Below are 15,515 nucleotides of genomic sequence, written 5' to 3' on the forward strand. Positions count from 1 at the left end.
AACCTAGATTTCATCTGCTATGTTGCAATTTTCTTTTTCAAGACAAAACGGCCGAACTTCCACTTAGAAGTTCGGCCGTTCACGTGATATGTAGAAACAAGTTAACCCGTAACCATTTAAACCTTCAAATCTATTATAACGAGTAAAAACCACATATACAATTTGACAGCCGCAAGTCCTAATCTTTACTGCGCGGTATACCCGCCATCTATAACAATCGACTGCCCAGTTAACCCAGTCGCTTTATCACTTGCGATGAACAATGCGAAATCGGCCACTTCTTGAACTGTCAGCAATCGTTTTTGCGGAACGAGCGGATAAATGACATCTTCTAATACTGTTTCGAGTGATACGTCACGGCTTTTCGCCAAATCTCCTAATTGGTTGCGCACAAGTGGTGTATCCACATAACCCGGGCACAATGCATTGACAGTAATTCCGTGTTCAGCAGCCTCTAACGCAGCGACTTTAGTCAATCCAATCAAGCCGTGTTTCGAACTGTTGTATGCAGATTTCCCAGCAAAACCGATGACGCCATTGATAGATGCCATATTAATGATTCTTCCAAACTTTTGTTCTTTCATAATCGGCATAACGTGTTTAATAGCCATAAATGGAGCCACCAACATCATTTTCACCATTAATTCAAAGCGATCGGTTGGGAAATCTTCAATCATTGCAACATGCTGCATTCCCGCATTGTTGACCAATACATCCAGTTTGCCGTAATATTCGACTGTCTTGTCAATCGCTCGCTGAATCTCTTCTTCTTTGGTCACATCGCATTTAACTGCCAGACAATCCGCACCTTCAGCAACTAACCGTGCTACAACATCATTCAGCTTGGCTTCATTAATATCCGAAAATACGACTTTTGCCCCTTCTCTAGCAAATTCCTCGCCAATTTTATAGCCCAGCCCACTCGCTGCTCCTGTTATGAAAACCACTTTACTTTCACTCATTCCGCATTCCTCCTGCTAATCTGAATAGATCTCTTATTGAAATTTTACACCTCTGAATCCTGCAAAACTAGCTAAAGGAATCATTCTAGTTTTTGTATAGTAGATGCCATGTGAAGAATCATTAACTATTCAAATTATGAAATACCATCATCAAGCGATACATGCTAGTAGGAAATCTTTGAATCCATTTGATAGTACAAAAACCAGCAGACCAAATAATCAGAAAAATGATATACTCATTTTAGGAGGTGTTGCGGCTTTGAAAAAACTTATACTCTCTTTAGCTGGCGGTAGTTTGGCAGGAATCATCCTTTCATTTTTGCTTATGAATTATGAAAGCATGTCTTACGAAATCTTTGACCAGGCTGGTGTTGCGAAAAGAACTGTCAAAGACATGGACTTTGATTTCGTATTTAGTGCTGCGTTGCTAGTTGTAGGGTGTACAATCGTCATATACGTGATTTGGACATATATCGAAAAGAAGAAGGATGATACGTTTTACAACGAATTCAACAAGAAGTAAACGGCAGCCACTCCACCACGATGTACACTGCGTTTCAGTGAGCAATTATAGAAACACCATCCTGCTCACACATATTGTTCAATGGCATCCAATACAACCGATTGTTTGATTTGATAACGAGTCGCTTGCCAAATCGCTTTCTTGTTTTTGATGATGAATAACTGTGGTGCTTCGTGTGGTATACCTGTTTCTTGCTCTACTGCTTTGGACACTTTCTTATCTAATTGCACAATCACTACATATCGAGGCAGCTCTGTAACTAACGCCTCCATTTCTTTCTTTGCAGTTACACTGCTCAAACTGGTGACACTCACTTTAAATAGAAGAAAAGGCTGTTCGTCGGAATTCTCGAGAAGTTCCCGCCATTCGTCAATAGATTTAAGTCGGTTCATAGTTCATTCTCCTTTAGCTCAAGTTCAGTTATTCGTTCCCTTTATAGAATATCTTGAACGAAAGAATACCTCTTGTCACTCGAGAAGATTTAATAACCCACTTTCACATCAGATAAATTCAGTAAAAGTTTTTGTTACAGTTTTGAATGAACGTGTTTCCCCTGCTAGTACTTGTTACATTGTGTATGCTATATTGATTTTCAAATTTCAGAGGAGCGTGTCGGAATTATGATTACACCGATTTTCAGGATTTTCGATGTTGATAAAGCAATAGACTTTTACATCGGTTATTTAGGATTTCAACAAGATTGGCAACATACGTTTGATGAAAACATGCCTAAATATATCCAGGTTTCATTAGGCGATCATGTCATTCATTTATCCGAGCATTACGGAGATGGAACCCCTGGAAGTATTGTTCGTGTAAAAATAGATGACGTGAAAAAATACCACGCCGCGCTTACAGAGAAAAATTATAAGTATGCCCGTCCTGGTTTGCATAAAACAGACTGGAACACCCTTGAAGTTGCAATTCATGATCCTTTTTCTAATAAGATTGTGTTTTACGAAGACCTTCAGAGTTGAATACTCACTTTACTATTGAATGGATAAGGCGAGCACAAAAACTCAATTACATGAGTTTTTGTGCTCGCCTTTTGGAAATTATAAATATCCGTTAATCCGTGATTTGTCTTCCTCATGAATTTCATCTTTAATATCGTCAATGCTTTTCTTACGTCGTTCATTTTTCTCCTTGATCGTCTTAAATTCCTTACCATCCGCGAACTTCATCGCCTCTTCAGCTGCTTCCATATTACTAATTGTTTTGTTAAGCCGCTCCTTATTATCCGCGGGATCATTCGGTTTTGGATAATTTCCAGTCATGAAAAGTCCTCCTTTTTTCTGATTATCGGTAGTAGTATGCCCCTTTTAGTGAGAATTATTATGGTGATATACCCGCTGAGAGCTTAAGCAAAAACTTTCCAACCGAAAACTGACCAGATCAATACTTTTTACGCTTATCCAAAATAGGATAACCAAAAAGGAACGTTTACATTTGTTTCATTCTCTTTACGGAAACACGTTTGAAGTATCTCCTCCCCTAGTTAACAAAAATCGCTCCAATTATGGGCATCTTTGTCACTTCTTCAATCCTCATAACTCTCCGATTTTACGAAAAAACTCTATCTTTCAAATAACTTCAAAACCACAGATAATAATATTTTACTCCCGATTAATTAGCAGCCAAAGCAGTTTGCTCATTCTTAGATGAAGATAAGAACCTTTTGTGACACAGGTACTTAGCTATTGTAATCTCTTTTTCATCGGACTAGTATAGGTTTCGAACTAAAGCCTTTTGACATTTAATTGAAAAATACAGTTCGTTTTTAATTATATGAATATACTTTTTCAGTAAATAATCAGGCTTTCTTACAAATATATATTACTCGTTGAAAGGAGTACGAACATGAAGAAAAAGTGGATTGCACTTGCGCTATTCTCTGTGACAGCCATTTTACTCGCTGGCTGTGATAACCCACTGCTAATATTCGATCCGAAAGGACCTCAAGCTAGAGAGATTTCCAGCACGATTCTGTTCTCTATTGCGATGATGGCAGGAATTCTATTTGTTGTTTATGTACTCTATACAGTCGTCCTAGTAAAATATCGTGCTTCAAAACTCGATGACGATTACGAACCGCCACACGAAGAAGGTAATAAGTGGCTGGAGATTATCTGGACAGCGATTCCAGTAGTCATTGTCGTGATTCTTTCAGTTGTTACTGTGTCGTCTACAAGCACAGTTGAACAGAAGTCAGTCGTCTATGCGGATCAGGAACCGCTCGTCATCTATGCTTCATCGTCTAACTGGAAATGGCATTTCAGCTATCCAGAAGAGGGAATTGAAACGGTGAACTATGTGAACTTCCCCGCAAACCGTCCGATTGAATTCCGTCTCTATTCTTATGGACCGATTACAAGTTTCTGGATTCCGCAGCTTGCAGGTCAAAAGTATGCGATGAGTGACATGGTCACTTCAATCCATATGTCAGCAGATGTACCGGGCTCGTTCATGGGTAAGAACTCGAACTTCAGCGGTGAAGGGTTCGCCAAAATGGAATTCGAAGCACAATCGCTGTCCGATGAGGATTACAAAGAATGGGTACACGATGTGAAAACAACAGCACCTAAACTAACAGAAGACGAGTTCGATAAGTTGTTGAAAGCGGAGCACCTCGGCCGTAAAACGTATTCTTCAAACCATCTTGAGTTCAAACCTGCTCCTGAAGGTGAGCATAGCGGACACCATCATGGCGGATCCGATTCAGAAGATGCACAACAGCACGAAGGACATGAAGATATGAATATGGATGGGATGGATATGAGTCATGATGAGTAATAAAAGAACCGCCATCATGCTTTCTAAGCTGTCTTCCTTAACTGACGAAAGGAGTTCAACAATATGAAATGGGACGAATTTTTCGTAACCGGTGAACCGATGATTTACGCAGCAATGGTCAGTATTGTTGTTGTCTCTCTCGCGATTCCGATTGCGCTCACATACTTAAAAAAATGGAACTGGCTTTGGAAGAACTGGCTGACGACTGTCGACCATAAGAAAATCGGAGTCATGTACATTCTCGCTGCGCTCCTTATGCTCTTCCGCGGAGGCGTGGATGCGCTCTTAATGCGTGCACAGACAGCTATTCCGGATAACGGATTGCTGGACGGCCAGCATTACAACGAAATCTTTACAACACACGGGGTCATTATGATCCTGTTCATGGCAATGCCATTCATTATCGGATTAATGAACGTCGTCATTCCGCTTCAAATCGGAGCACGTGACGTTGCATTCCCTCGATTGAATGCTGTCAGTTTCTGGCTCTTCTTTGCCGGTGCGATGCTGTTCAATATTTCATTCGTCATCGGTGGTTCACCGGATGCCGGATGGTCTGCCTATTTCCCACTAGCCAGTCTTGAGTTCAGTCCGACTGTCGGGAATAACTACTATTCACTCGCCTTGCAAATTGCCGGTATCGGTACGTTGTTAACAGGCATTAACTTCTTGGTGACCATTATAAAGATGCGTGCACCAGGTATGACATTGATGAAAATGCCGATGTTTACATGGTCGGTCTTAATAACAAATGTAATTATCGTTTTTGCATTCCCGGTTTTGACAGTGGCTCTAGCATTGATGACACTAGATCGACAGTTCGGCACACAGTTCTTCGCCATGCAAAGCGGCGGAATGGACATGCTCTGGGCGAACCTGTTCTGGGTGTGGGGCCATCCTGAAGTGTATATCGTTATTTTGCCTGCGTTCGGGATTTACAGTGAAATCATATCTGCTTTTGCCAGGAAAAACCTCTATGGATATAAATCCATGGTTGTCAGCATGGTAGCAATTTCACTTCTATCGTTCGTCGTATGGGCTCACCACTTCTATACAATGGGTCACGGCGTTATGGTCAACAGTGTCTTCTCTATTACAACAATGGCGATTGCAATACCGACCGGTGTGAAAATATTCAACTGGCTGTTTACGTTACGAAAAGGAAAGATCAGCTTTACCACACCGATGATGTATGCTCTGGCATTCATTCCGATTTTCACAATTGGCGGCGTAACAGGAGTCATGCTTGCTATGGCAAGTGCTGACTATCAGTATCATAATACGATGTTCTTAGTTGCCCACTTCCACTATGTACTTATTCCAGGTACAGTGTTTGCGGTCATTGCCGGTTTCCATTTCTGGTTCCCGAAAGTGTTTGGTTTCATGTTGAACGAAAAGCTTGGAAAACTGTCATTTTGGTTCATTACCATTAGCTTTAACGTGACGTTTTTCCCGCTCTTCATACTTGGACTAAACGGAATGACGCGCAGGATGTATACGTATTCGGAAAGTACGGGTTATGGTCCTCTCAATATGTTATCCATGGTCGGTGCTGTCGGTCTTGCGATCGGTTTCATCCTCCTTGTGTACAACATCTATTGGAGTATTCGTTACAGCCCTCGGGATAATGACGGCGATCCTTGGGATGCGCGTTCACTGGAGTGGAGCACACATAGCCCAGTTCCGGAATATAACTTTGCGTTGATCCCTACTGTTAACAAACTGGATGCACACTGGTTTGCGAAGAAAGAAGGCAAACCGCTGACATCAGGAACGTACGAACCGATCCATATGCCGAATAATAGCGGACTGCCAGTCATTATGGGGGCTGCATTCTTCTTCTGGGGCTTCTTCATGGTATTCAGCTGGTGGACCCCTGCGATTGTCTTTGGTGTTGTAATCCTAGGAACACTTGCCTATCGATCGTTCGAGAAAGATCACGGCCGTTACATTTCTATTAAAGAAATCGAACGGACAGAAAACGCATTGCGAGGTGAACAGCATGAAAATTGATCATACAGTACCGATGGAATATAGTACCGATGAGAACAAGATGAAGATCCTCGGATTCTGGATTTTCTTGGGGGCGGAAATCGCCCTCTTCTCCACATTGTTTGCGGTGTATTTCACGTTGCAAAGCAATACAAATGTAGGACCGGCCGCAGAGGACTTGTTTCACCTAAGTCCCGTTATGATTGAAACGATTCTGCTGTTGTCCAGCAGTTTCACGATTGGTTTAGGTGTCCATGCAATGCGACTTGGCTTGAAGAAACCGATGATGACATTCTTCGGAATTACATTAGCTCTCGGTGCTGCATTCCTAGGCGTCGAAGTGTATGAATTCGTAACATATGTAGGCGAAGGTGCGACGATCCAGACGAGCGGGTTCTTGTCAGCACTCTTCACACTTCTCGGAACGCATGGATTGCACGTAACGTTCGGTCTCCTTTGGGGGGGCGCGATTTTACTGCAAATTAAGAAACGCGGTTTCACACCAGAAACTGCAAATAAGTCGTTCATCTTCTCGTTATATTGGCACTTTCTTGACGTGGTTTGGATTTTCATCTTCAGCTTCGTCTATCTGAAAGGACTGATGTAACATGAAACAATTGTTTCCTCCCCAGCACGTAATGGGATTCTTATTCTCTTTGCTGCTGTCACTTGTTGCACTAGTTGCAGTGCTTTTTGACTTATCATTTGCAGCAGGCATGACGATCCTCGTCGTCACTGCGATTGTACAAGCAGGGCTGCAGCTGTTCTTGTTCATGCATGTGAAAGAAAACGCAGAAAGCAAGACGCTTTATATGAATATCCTTTATGCGTTATTTGTAGGACTTGTTACGATCTTCGGGACATTGTTCACTATGCACTGGGGCTATATGGTGAAATAAGAAGGACACAAAAAAGAAGCTGTCTCAGGAAGTCTAGTTTGACTTTCTCAGACAGCTTTTTAAATTTGGTTAAAACATTTCTTTCCTAACTGTTGAAAAGTAAATCCGAGTTAATTTCTTGAATGGTGCGTGCGCCTGCTAATGCCATTGAAGTTTCAAGTTCGTGACGGATTTTATGGATGACCTGTCTTACCCCTGCTTCTCCGTTTACAGCGAGACCGTAAATAAATGGCCTGCCCAGTAAAACTGCGTCTGCACCGAGTGCGAGCGCTTTGAATACATCTACGCCGGTTCGGATTCCGCTGTCTAGAAGAATGGGAATACGTTTTTGAATGACTTGCGCTATATCCGGTAATGCGTCTAATGAAGCGATGCAATGGTCAAGCTGTCGGCCGCCATGGTTCGAAACAATGATGCCGTCAATGTTGTGTTCTAGGGCTAGCTTTGCATCTTCAGGATGTAAAATTCCTTTTAATAAAATCGGTAACTTTGTCATTCGCCGAATCTTTTTCAGTTCATCCCAATCGAGTCCTGGCTGGTCGATAATATCAATTTGCTTTTGCAGTGCTGCTTTCATATCTGCTTCCGGAGGACGCGCAAGCAATGCGCGAAACGCCGGGTCATTCAGGTAGTTTCCGCATCCATCTCCTTCTTCTAAAGGAGAGTACTGATTATGTGCATCCGTTTCTCGAATTCCGAGTACCGGTGTGTCTACCGTTATGACGATTGCAGAGTAGCCATTCGCTTCAGCACGGTTCACTAAACTTTTGGTTACTGTATCTTCAAGGGAACAATATAACTGAAACCATCGTGTGCTCTCTTCTAATTCACTCGCAATCTCTTCCATTGAATAGGAGGCTGCACTGCTGACTACAAATGGGACATCTGTTGCTTTAGCCACTCTTGCAGAAGCCAACTCTCCGTCGGGATGGGCAATTCGTTGAACACCAATTGGTGCAAATAGAAATGGTGAAGAGAGCTTCCGGTTGAATAACGTTGTCGACAAATCGATTTCAGCAACATTCCGTAACACGCGCGGACGAATTTTCCACTTGGAAAACGCTCCAAGATTCTCTTTCATTGTCGCTTCACTTCCGGCTCCCCTGGCTATATAGTCAAATGCTTCTCTTCGAATTCTTTCAAATGCTTTTCGTTCTAACAAACTTTCAAACTCTGGTTGTATTTCTGCAGCTGTAATCATCTTAGAATTCTCCTTTTCGCATAGAAGTAAAAAAGCTTTATCTCCCTCAGCCATTACTTCTCACTGGGTCGATAAAGCTCCTTTCGTCGTTAAAAAATGAATAAATGAGCGATCAATACGATGATTGGCAACGTAATAATCGTACGCTCAATAAAGATGATAAACAACTCAACAATTGATACAGGAATGTTCGACCGCAAAATCAGAATTCCGATCTCTGACATATACACAAGCTGAGTTAAGGACAAAGCCGCAACAACGAAGCGTGTAATTTCAGCATCGATCGATCCTCCGATTACAGCCGGTAAAAACATGTCTGCAAATCCGACTAACATCGTAGGTGCTGCTTCAGCTGCTTGCGGTAATTGCATGAGTTCAAGTATTGGAACTAATGGATAGGAAATAATGTTGAAAACAGGAGTGAATTCCGCAACAATAAGTGCAATTGCTCCCAAACTCATGACAAGTGGAATTAGCCCAAGCCAAATGTCTAGTACTGTTTCAACGCCGTCTTTCACTAATCCCATCGGACTCTTTGCATTACCAGCTTTGTCTAATGCCTGCTTCCAGCCCCATTGAATATTGGAGACACCTTCAGGCTGTGTTTCATCGATACGCTGGCCTACTGGCTCATAGTACGTATCGGTCTTACGCGACAACGGTGGAATACGAGGCATGATAATCGCTGCAACAACACTCGCAATCGAAACCGTAATATAAAATGGAACAAACATATGGCCAATATTCGCAACGTTTGCGACAACGAGTGAAAATGCGACTGAAGCTATGGAAAACGTAGTCGCAATGACTGCCGCTTCACGTTTCGTATAATAGCCTTCGTCATATTGCTTCATGGTCACTAACACGCCAACAGTTCCCGCGCCCATCCATGACGCCATCGTGTCAATCGACGATCGGCCCGGAAGTGTAAATAACGGGCGCATCACTTTTTTCAGTAACGCTCCTACAAACTCCATCAATCCGAACTCCACTAAGAGCGGCAGTAAAATACCTGCAAACAAGAACCACGTCAGTAAGACTGGTGCCAAGTCATATAATACGACCCCACCCGTGTTTCGCGATGCGATGAATTCTGGTCCAACTTCGAAGAAAGCCATGACTCCGACAGCAAGACCGAATACACGCATCGTAATTCCGAACCAACCAACTAGAAACACATTCTTCAAAAATGGACGATTGACAATCGCTGCAGGTTTAAATGCGACGGTAACCAGAGTCAGCGCAACCGTGACAGCAAGTAATACTAAAATGAAATGCGGGATATAATCCCCGGCACCTTTAAGGAGAAACGACGCGAGGACCCCGACCCCGATCGTAACTTCCCCATTCACTTTAATAGGTACTAAAAATAGCAGGACACCAATGAGTGATGGAATTAGAAACTTCCAAACCGCACCTTTCGATCTAACTTTCTCCCCTTTGAACGCGACTGACATGGCGTTTCCCCCTTTAGTTTGAAACAGATTGAATTGCAGTTTTCAACACGTCAATACCTGTATCAATTTGCTCTTTTGAAATCGTGAGCGGTGGAATCATGCGAATCACTTCACCTGAATTTCCACAAAGATAGAACAATACACCGTCAGCGAGACATTTATCGAGTACCTTCATCACGACTTCCCCGGAGGCTTCCCCTGTGACTGGATCCCCTAACTCGATACCAATCATAAGCCCCACGCCGCGTACATCCCGAATGACCGGGAACTCTTCCTTCATCTCAAGCAGTTTTGCCACCGCATAGGCACCCATTTCTTGTGCATTCATTAGCAGCTTCTCTTCTTTGATGATTTCCAGTGAAGCAAGTGCTGCAGAACATGCGATTGGATTCCCGCCAAACGTTGTACCATGAGCACCAAGCGGCCATTGATCCATCAATTCTTTTGAAGCGATGGTCGCACTAAGTGGTAAGCCCGCGCCAATCCCCTTCGCAACCGCCATAATATCTGGCGTTACATCGAACGTTTGAGCAGCAAACCAATTCCCGGTACGGCCAAAACCGGTCTGAACTTCATCAAAGATCAGCAAAATCCCATGACGATCACAGATTTCACGAATTTTTTTCAACCACGATGCAGGAGGAATAATATACCCGCCCTCACCCAGAATCGGCTCGATAATCATGCACGCAACTTCTTCAGGATCGACTTGATGGCTAAATAATGCTTTTACATCCCGCTCCAGCTTTTCAGCGAAAAATACTTCGGGATCCGCTCCTTCGGGCAAATATTCCGGGAGTGCATAGGGCAGCTGATACGCAAGCCACGAGGGCTGCAGATGTTTTCGATATTTGCTTTTAGATGTCGTGACACTCAGCGCACCTATTGAACGTCCATGGAAACAGCCTGTAAACGAAACTACATACGGTCGTTTCGTAACATACTTTGCAAGTTTGAGAGCTCCTTCAATCGCTTCTGTACCGCTATTTGCAAAAAAGAAATTATCGAGTTTTGGCGGCAGTACCTTTTGCAATTCGGCAGCCAACTTCAAAATGGATTCGTAGATGATGACACCTGATGGTCCGTGAACCAAATGATCGGCACTGTCTTTAATGGCTTGAACGACTTTCGGATGTCGGTGCCCCACATTTTCAACCGCGATCCCGGAAGTGAAATCCAAATACTCTCTTCCGTCGACACCATAGTAATAACAACCTTCTGCTTTCGTCACCGGAAGGTTCGGATGGTCCTTCGCCATGCTTGGCGCTAAGAAATTTCCAATTGAATCTACCATGTGAACCCAGCTATTCTCACGATCTGTTTGTTTTTGCATAAGATAACCTCCAAGTATGTTTGATTCACGTTGTATTGTGTATAAATATATAACATTAAGAATAATTATACAAACGCATAGTTATAAATCAGATTCAGTTTGTGTGTACTTTTTTAACTTACGAACAACTGAAGGCTGGCTGATCCCTAAGATCTTAGCCATCTCGGTAGTTGTTCTATAACGTTTTTTCGCTCTGTTAATCACTTGCATCTCTACTTGCTCCAAGATCCCCGGCAGCGTTTCCCCTTCAAAATTGAACTCGAGAAACTCGTCTTCTGGCAAACGATATTCATGCGGCAAGTCATGGACATCGATTATTTCTCCTTCACTATGGACAACCATACGCTCAATAACATGTCGGAGCTCCTGGATATTCCCTTTCCATTCAAGCTGTAATAATTGTGCAAATACCTGATCCGTCACCATCTTATCCACTTTGTATTTCACTGAGAACGACTGCAGGAAGTGAGATATGAGAACGCTTACATCCTCTATGCGCTCCCGTAATGGAATGAGTCGAATCGGTACAATGTTGAGCATATAATACAATTCACTTAAAAATGTTCGTTGACTCACAGCATCTTGTAAATCGGTTTCAGTGGAAGAGACAAACCTCACATTCATCGAGCGGTAAGAATCCGAACCAATAGGTTGGTAGCGTTCTTCTTTTACCATTTTGTAAAGTTTCGTTTGCAAGTGAAGTGCCATTCTATCAATGTTTTTCAAAAACAATGTCCCGCCTTCAGCAATACCGAGAAGCCCTAGTACAGCGGGTTGACTCTGCGCAGTTTGCTCACCAACCAATTCTTTTAACAATAAAGACTCAGGTATGGTTGCACAATCTAATTCGATGAACGGTCCATTGCTCCTTTTACTGTCTTTATGGATCTCTTTAGCAAGTGTCGTTTTGCCCGTTCCCTTTTCCCCCGAAAGAACAACAGATACATCTAGTGAAGCAACACGATGTGCCGTCGCAAATGCCTCTTGTGTACTTTTACTTCTCATCACTAACTCTTTTTTCGTAAACATCTGCCTGCGTAAATATTGGACCTCTTCATGTGCTTTGGACATTTCATATTCAATCTCTTTCATGTAGTCCTGAATGACTAGCAGTTCCGAAACATCATAAGAATAGCTGATGACATAATCGACATCCCCGTTGTAATTAAAGAATGGCATTCCTGTTATCAAAATCTTTGAGCCTGATTTCGTTTCTTGGATCCGCACGACTTTCTTCTTTTCTTTAAGGACAAGCGGAGTAATCGCAGGTGAAAAGATTCCTTTCCTTTCAAGTTCATAGACAGACTTGCCGATTAAATCTTCTGCTTCTATTCCATATCTTTGACCGCTGATTCGTGTCGCTTTTACAATGATTCCTTCATGATTTGTAACGATAACGTCTTCATCATGGGTTTCCAATACTTCTTGGACGGAATCCGGTGTTAAATGAAATTGAGCCATATATTCACCCTTCACTGAGACTAGAATTTTCAGATATTATCAAGATATGAATCAACTATACAATACTGAATAACTAATATGCAATAGTGTATTCGAATTTTCAATAAATTAATTCAACAAAAACTATTCCCCCTGTCCACCTTTTCGTTCCTCAGCTCTATATAGAGGAAAAAGGGGGAATTACTATGACACACTACTTATTTAACTACGCAAAGTTCAACACGAAAGCAGAAATGGACGCAGCTGCCAGACAACATACCGACATTCACTGGAACGCGATGAACAAAACGGATCGAGCTGTTCTTGAAATGATTCGATGCTATTCAGTGAAGTATTTGGCAGCACATTTGAAGCATGAAACTATTGAGAAAAAGTTGGGGTTATCGAATTCGACAGTCCGTCGTGCAATTCGCAAACTAGAACTGCTTGAAATCATCGGACGCATTCATTACGTACGACCTGTCATGAGCGGACTTGGCGCCAATATTTATGTCATTTTGCCTGTTCGTGACCAGGGGAAAACGACCACTGGAGCGAACCCGAAGGATGCTGATGAGAACAAGGTTTCCGAGACAAAATCCAAAAAGGAACCTTTCTTTTATAAATCTAAAAATCTTAAAGATCTTATAAAGACGTCTCAGCCTGCGGCAGAAGAGTTATCCACAACGCTATTCGGGAAGATGAAATATTTACTTTCATTCACGGGAGATAACTCCAAAGCAAGGAAGTTTTTCGGGATTCATAAAGCGCTCTCCGGACAGATGCTGAAGTTTGACATCCACAAAGGAAAAGAGGAACTATTCGAGGATTTGGCGTATCAAGCGATGCATATTACAGTAATGGCAACGAAGAAAAAGAAAATCCGCAATTTACCCGGTTATTTTAGCGGTGTGTTGCGTGAGGTTATTTGCGATGCGCTGTTTAAAGACAGTTACCAGGAATTTTCTGTATCTGTCGACGATTTCTATTGTCCAGGATACTAATAACAGGGGTATTTTACATTATTACCAGTGTCTGGAGAAACGGTTTTAAATGGATTACTTTATTTACAAATCGATTGGTTTTATGGAAGTTTAGATAATATAAAGCGCTTTTCAATGGCCTTGTTTAGAAGTTGGCAATCTTCAAACAAAAAAGCCCCTTATCCAAGGAGCTCTTGTTAAATATTTTTCTGAACTGAATACTCATTGAGCTTTGTTTGCCGCACTGGAGTTCTTCAAAAACGTTAGGATTTCCGCAACTTTTAGTCGTGGAATTATTCTGCTGCATCTTCCAACTCCACTAACTCTTTCGTAATAGCTTCCTTCTCGCGGCCGCCAGTCTCGCTTGAAATCACATCACTCTTTAATAGTGATTCAATCGCCTCATACCGCGCATACAGTGCATACTTCTTCAACGTAAGCTGTTGGTCCTCTTTCAATTCAGGATACTTTAGGAGCAGCTCATTCGATTGCTTATGAAGTTGCTCGAGCTTTCTTTTATATACTTCGGCCACTTCATTCGAAACCGATTCCGGAATGAACAAATTCTTTTTCACTCGTTCAATTTCTTGAATCGCCGTCTCATATTGGTAGGCATCCGCAATCACTTTTTCATATTCCATGTTCCCTTCTTGCTGACTAATGATACCGAGTTTCGTCAGTAACGTCTTGATGGTCAGTCCTTGAACGAGTAATGAGAACAACACGACACTGAATGCGACAATCAAGATATCCTCCCGTGCCGGGAAATCCCTTGGAAGGCTTAGGACAAGTGCGATAGATAGAGATCCTCTTAACCCGCCCCAGTTAAACACATGCTGCCACGAGGACGGTATGCCTTTGACAAATGCCAAACTGAGATAGACGGCCACAATTCTCGAAATGAGAACAATCCCGATTGCAAGAAAAATCAGCCCCCACTTTTCGTGTACGTCAATTCTTGCAATTTCAAGACCCACCATCAGGAACACGAGTGAATTCGCGAGGAGCGCAGCAACGTCCCAGAAATTATTAATGTTGAGTTTGGTCGTTGGACTCATCCCGATTTTCCCACCATAATTCCCAAAAACGAGTGCACCGACCACAACGGCAATTACACCGGATGCATCCAGTGCTTCCGCGAGTAAGAACGCCCCGTAAAAGAGAATAATACTAAAAATGATTTCTAATGGATAATCGTCAAAATAACGAGTTAGCCTGGAAAATCCGAATCCTAGGACTCCCCCAACTAAAATGCCAAGTGTGATGACTTTGATGAACTCCCAAATCCCCATTCCTACTCCGCCAAGACCCATATCTAAGTAAGCGAGTAAAGAGAATGCCGAAATGTTAAATAACACAACAGCCAGCCCATCATTGAACAAACTTTCGCCTTCAATTATAGTCGAAAGTTTCTTATTCACACCCAAACCTTTGAATATCGAAAGAACACTAACAGGATCCGTTGCACTCATCACAGCAGCAAACACGAAGGCTGCCGGTACAGGAAAGTCCAAAAGCCAAAGTGACAAAAAGCCTACCACGAGAAAAGATAGAAATGTCCCGCCAAAGGCAAGTGTCAAAATGGGTGTCTTATTTTCGTTCAATCGGGAAAACGGAAGTTTAATGGCCGCCTCACCTAATAATGCTGGTAAAAAAAGTGTAATAATGACAAAGTTAAAAACTTCACCTTCCGTAATGAAATCCGTCAAAGGTTCGAGTATAGAAATATTAGATAGACCAATAACCGCGCCCACAACGACAAGTGCAATTGAATACGGCTTATTGAATTTTTTCGCAATCGCTGTAATTCCAGCGGCGATCATTAGAAGAAAAAGTCCGATTTCAACGATATGATGCAAATCCACTTCCTGCATGGGCCACCATTCTCTCTGTATAGATTGTAGTACTCTAGCCATTACCTGAAATGGAGCA

15 protein-coding genes are annotated in these 15,515 nt (G+C 42.4%); 7 read left to right on the plus strand and 8 right to left on the minus strand.

Annotation, left to right across the window (positions count from 1 at the left end; translation table 11 throughout):
* Nucleotides 1-185: 185 nt before the first annotated feature.
* Nucleotides 186-962, minus strand: coding sequence for a 3-hydroxybutyrate dehydrogenase (locus QT716_RS12890; protein WP_317936486.1), 777 nt, complete (start codon nt 960-962; stop codon nt 186-188).
* Between the two features lie 259 nt (nt 963-1,221).
* Between QT716_RS12890 and QT716_RS12895 the strand changes: the two genes are divergently transcribed.
* Complete coding sequence (locus QT716_RS12895) at nt 1,222-1,485, plus strand: hypothetical protein (RefSeq protein ID WP_317936488.1); 264 nt, start codon at nt 1,222-1,224, stop codon at nt 1,483-1,485.
* A gap of 65 nt (nt 1,486-1,550) precedes the next feature.
* On the opposite strand, the gene QT716_RS12900 is transcribed toward QT716_RS12895, so the two are convergent.
* On the minus strand, nt 1,551-1,877 hold the full coding sequence (locus QT716_RS12900) for a monothiol bacilliredoxin BrxC family protein (protein ID WP_317936490.1): 327 nt from the start codon (nt 1,875-1,877) through the stop codon (nt 1,551-1,553).
* 228 nt (nt 1,878-2,105) lie between these two features.
* On the opposite strand from QT716_RS12900, the gene QT716_RS12905 reads away from it, so the two are divergent.
* Nucleotides 2,106-2,462 carry a glyoxalase superfamily protein gene (locus QT716_RS12905; RefSeq protein ID WP_317936491.1) on the plus strand — a complete coding sequence of 119 codons (357 nt, stop codon included), beginning with the start codon at nt 2,106-2,108 and terminating at the stop codon, nt 2,460-2,462.
* A 78-nt stretch (nt 2,463-2,540) separates the two neighbouring features.
* Here QT716_RS12905 and QT716_RS12910 read toward each other — a convergent pair whose 3' ends face one another.
* Entirely contained in the window at nt 2,541-2,762 is a 222-nt protein-coding gene (locus QT716_RS12910) for a small, acid-soluble spore protein tlp (protein WP_317936492.1), read from the minus strand.
* 583 nt (nt 2,763-3,345) lie between these two features.
* Between QT716_RS12910 and qoxA the strand changes: the two genes are divergently transcribed.
* The 4 genes from qoxA to qoxD all read left to right on the plus strand — a co-directional run bounded on the left by qoxA (nt 3,346) and on the right by qoxD (nt 7,169).
* A complete protein-coding gene (gene qoxA, locus QT716_RS12915; protein ID WP_317936493.1) occupies nt 3,346-4,278 on the plus strand; it encodes a cytochrome aa3 quinol oxidase subunit II in 933 nt (310 codons plus the stop codon).
* A 63-nt stretch (nt 4,279-4,341) separates the two neighbouring features.
* Nucleotides 4,342-6,291, plus strand: coding sequence for a cytochrome aa3 quinol oxidase subunit I (qoxB, locus tag QT716_RS12920; RefSeq protein ID WP_317936494.1), 1,950 nt, complete (start codon nt 4,342-4,344; stop codon nt 6,289-6,291).
* Nucleotides 6,281-6,877 (plus strand): cytochrome aa3 quinol oxidase subunit III, encoded by a 597-nt coding sequence (qoxC, locus tag QT716_RS12925; protein WP_317936495.1) that lies wholly within the window; start codon nt 6,281-6,283, stop codon nt 6,875-6,877. Before qoxB ends, qoxC begins: the two co-directional genes overlap by 11 nt.
* A gap of 1 nt (nt 6,878) precedes the next feature.
* Nucleotides 6,879-7,169 carry a cytochrome aa3 quinol oxidase subunit IV gene (qoxD, locus tag QT716_RS12930; protein ID WP_317936496.1) on the plus strand — a complete coding sequence of 97 codons (291 nt, stop codon included), beginning with the start codon at nt 6,879-6,881 and terminating at the stop codon, nt 7,167-7,169.
* Nucleotides 7,170-7,254: 85 nt separating this feature from the next.
* On the opposite strand, the gene QT716_RS12935 is transcribed toward qoxD, so the two are convergent.
* The 4 genes from QT716_RS12935 to QT716_RS12950 form a co-directional block, all read right to left on the minus strand.
* On the minus strand, nt 7,255-8,370 hold the full coding sequence (locus QT716_RS12935; RefSeq protein ID WP_317936497.1) for an alpha-hydroxy-acid oxidizing protein: 1,116 nt from the start codon (nt 8,368-8,370) through the stop codon (nt 7,255-7,257).
* An 89-nt stretch (nt 8,371-8,459) separates the two neighbouring features.
* Complete coding sequence (locus QT716_RS12940) at nt 8,460-9,827, minus strand: YjiH family protein (protein ID WP_317936498.1); 1,368 nt, start codon at nt 9,825-9,827, stop codon at nt 8,460-8,462.
* Nucleotides 9,828-9,840: 13 nt separating this feature from the next.
* Nucleotides 9,841-11,160: an aspartate aminotransferase family protein gene (locus QT716_RS12945; protein WP_317936499.1), complete on the minus strand. Its 1,320-nt coding sequence runs from the start codon at nt 11,158-11,160 to the stop codon at nt 9,841-9,843.
* An 81-nt stretch (nt 11,161-11,241) separates the two neighbouring features.
* Entirely contained in the window at nt 11,242-12,621 is a 1,380-nt protein-coding gene (locus QT716_RS12950; RefSeq protein ID WP_317936501.1) for a sigma 54-interacting transcriptional regulator, read from the minus strand.
* 185 nt (nt 12,622-12,806) lie between these two features.
* Here QT716_RS12950 and QT716_RS12955 point away from each other — a divergent pair, with 185 nt between their 5' ends.
* A complete protein-coding gene (locus tag QT716_RS12955; protein WP_317936502.1) occupies nt 12,807-13,604 on the plus strand; it encodes a hypothetical protein in 798 nt (265 codons plus the stop codon).
* A gap of 272 nt (nt 13,605-13,876) precedes the next feature.
* On the opposite strand, the gene QT716_RS12960 is transcribed toward QT716_RS12955, so the two are convergent.
* Nucleotides 13,877-15,457, minus strand: a complete 1,581-nt coding sequence (locus QT716_RS12960) for a cation:proton antiporter (RefSeq protein ID WP_317936503.1) — start codon at nt 15,455-15,457, stop codon at nt 13,877-13,879.
* Nucleotides 15,458-15,515: the final 58 nt, after the last annotated feature.

It is taken from the genome of Sporosarcina aquimarina, assembly GCF_033253705.1.
In the GTDB taxonomy this organism is placed as follows: Bacteria; Bacillota; Bacilli; order Bacillales_A; family Planococcaceae; genus Sporosarcina; species Sporosarcina aquimarina.

Bases quoted from the DNA above. Each gene is read 5' to 3' on its own strand.
- QT716_RS12890 (WP_317936486.1), bottom strand. From the start codon at position 962: ATGAGTGAAAGTAAAGTGGTTTTCATAACAGGAGCAGCGAGTGGGCTG.
- qoxC (WP_317936495.1), top strand. From the start codon at position 6,281: ATGAAAATTGATCATACAGTACCGATGGAATATAGTACCGATGAGAAC.
- QT716_RS12905 (WP_317936491.1), top strand. From the start codon at position 2,106: ATGATTACACCGATTTTCAGGATTTTCGATGTTGATAAAGCAATAGAC.
- QT716_RS12960 (WP_317936503.1), bottom strand. From the start codon at position 15,457: ATGCAGGAAGTGGATTTGCATCATATCGTTGAAATCGGACTTTTTCTT.
- QT716_RS12900 (WP_317936490.1), bottom strand. From the start codon at position 1,877: ATGAACCGACTTAAATCTATTGACGAATGGCGGGAACTTCTCGAGAAT.
- QT716_RS12910 (WP_317936492.1), bottom strand. From the start codon at position 2,762: ATGACTGGAAATTATCCAAAACCGAATGATCCCGCGGATAATAAGGAG.
- qoxD (WP_317936496.1), top strand. From the start codon at position 6,879: ATGAAACAATTGTTTCCTCCCCAGCACGTAATGGGATTCTTATTCTCT.
- qoxB (WP_317936494.1), top strand. From the start codon at position 4,342: ATGAAATGGGACGAATTTTTCGTAACCGGTGAACCGATGATTTACGCA.
- qoxA (WP_317936493.1), top strand. From the start codon at position 3,346: ATGAAGAAAAAGTGGATTGCACTTGCGCTATTCTCTGTGACAGCCATT.
- QT716_RS12935 (WP_317936497.1), bottom strand. From the start codon at position 8,370: ATGATTACAGCTGCAGAAATACAACCAGAGTTTGAAAGTTTGTTAGAA.
- QT716_RS12945 (WP_317936499.1), bottom strand. From the start codon at position 11,160: ATGCAAAAACAAACAGATCGTGAGAATAGCTGGGTTCACATGGTAGAT.
- QT716_RS12955 (WP_317936502.1), top strand. From the start codon at position 12,807: ATGACACACTACTTATTTAACTACGCAAAGTTCAACACGAAAGCAGAA.
- QT716_RS12950 (WP_317936501.1), bottom strand. From the start codon at position 12,621: ATGGCTCAATTTCATTTAACACCGGATTCCGTCCAAGAAGTATTGGAA.
- QT716_RS12940 (WP_317936498.1), bottom strand. From the start codon at position 9,827: ATGTCAGTCGCGTTCAAAGGGGAGAAAGTTAGATCGAAAGGTGCGGTT.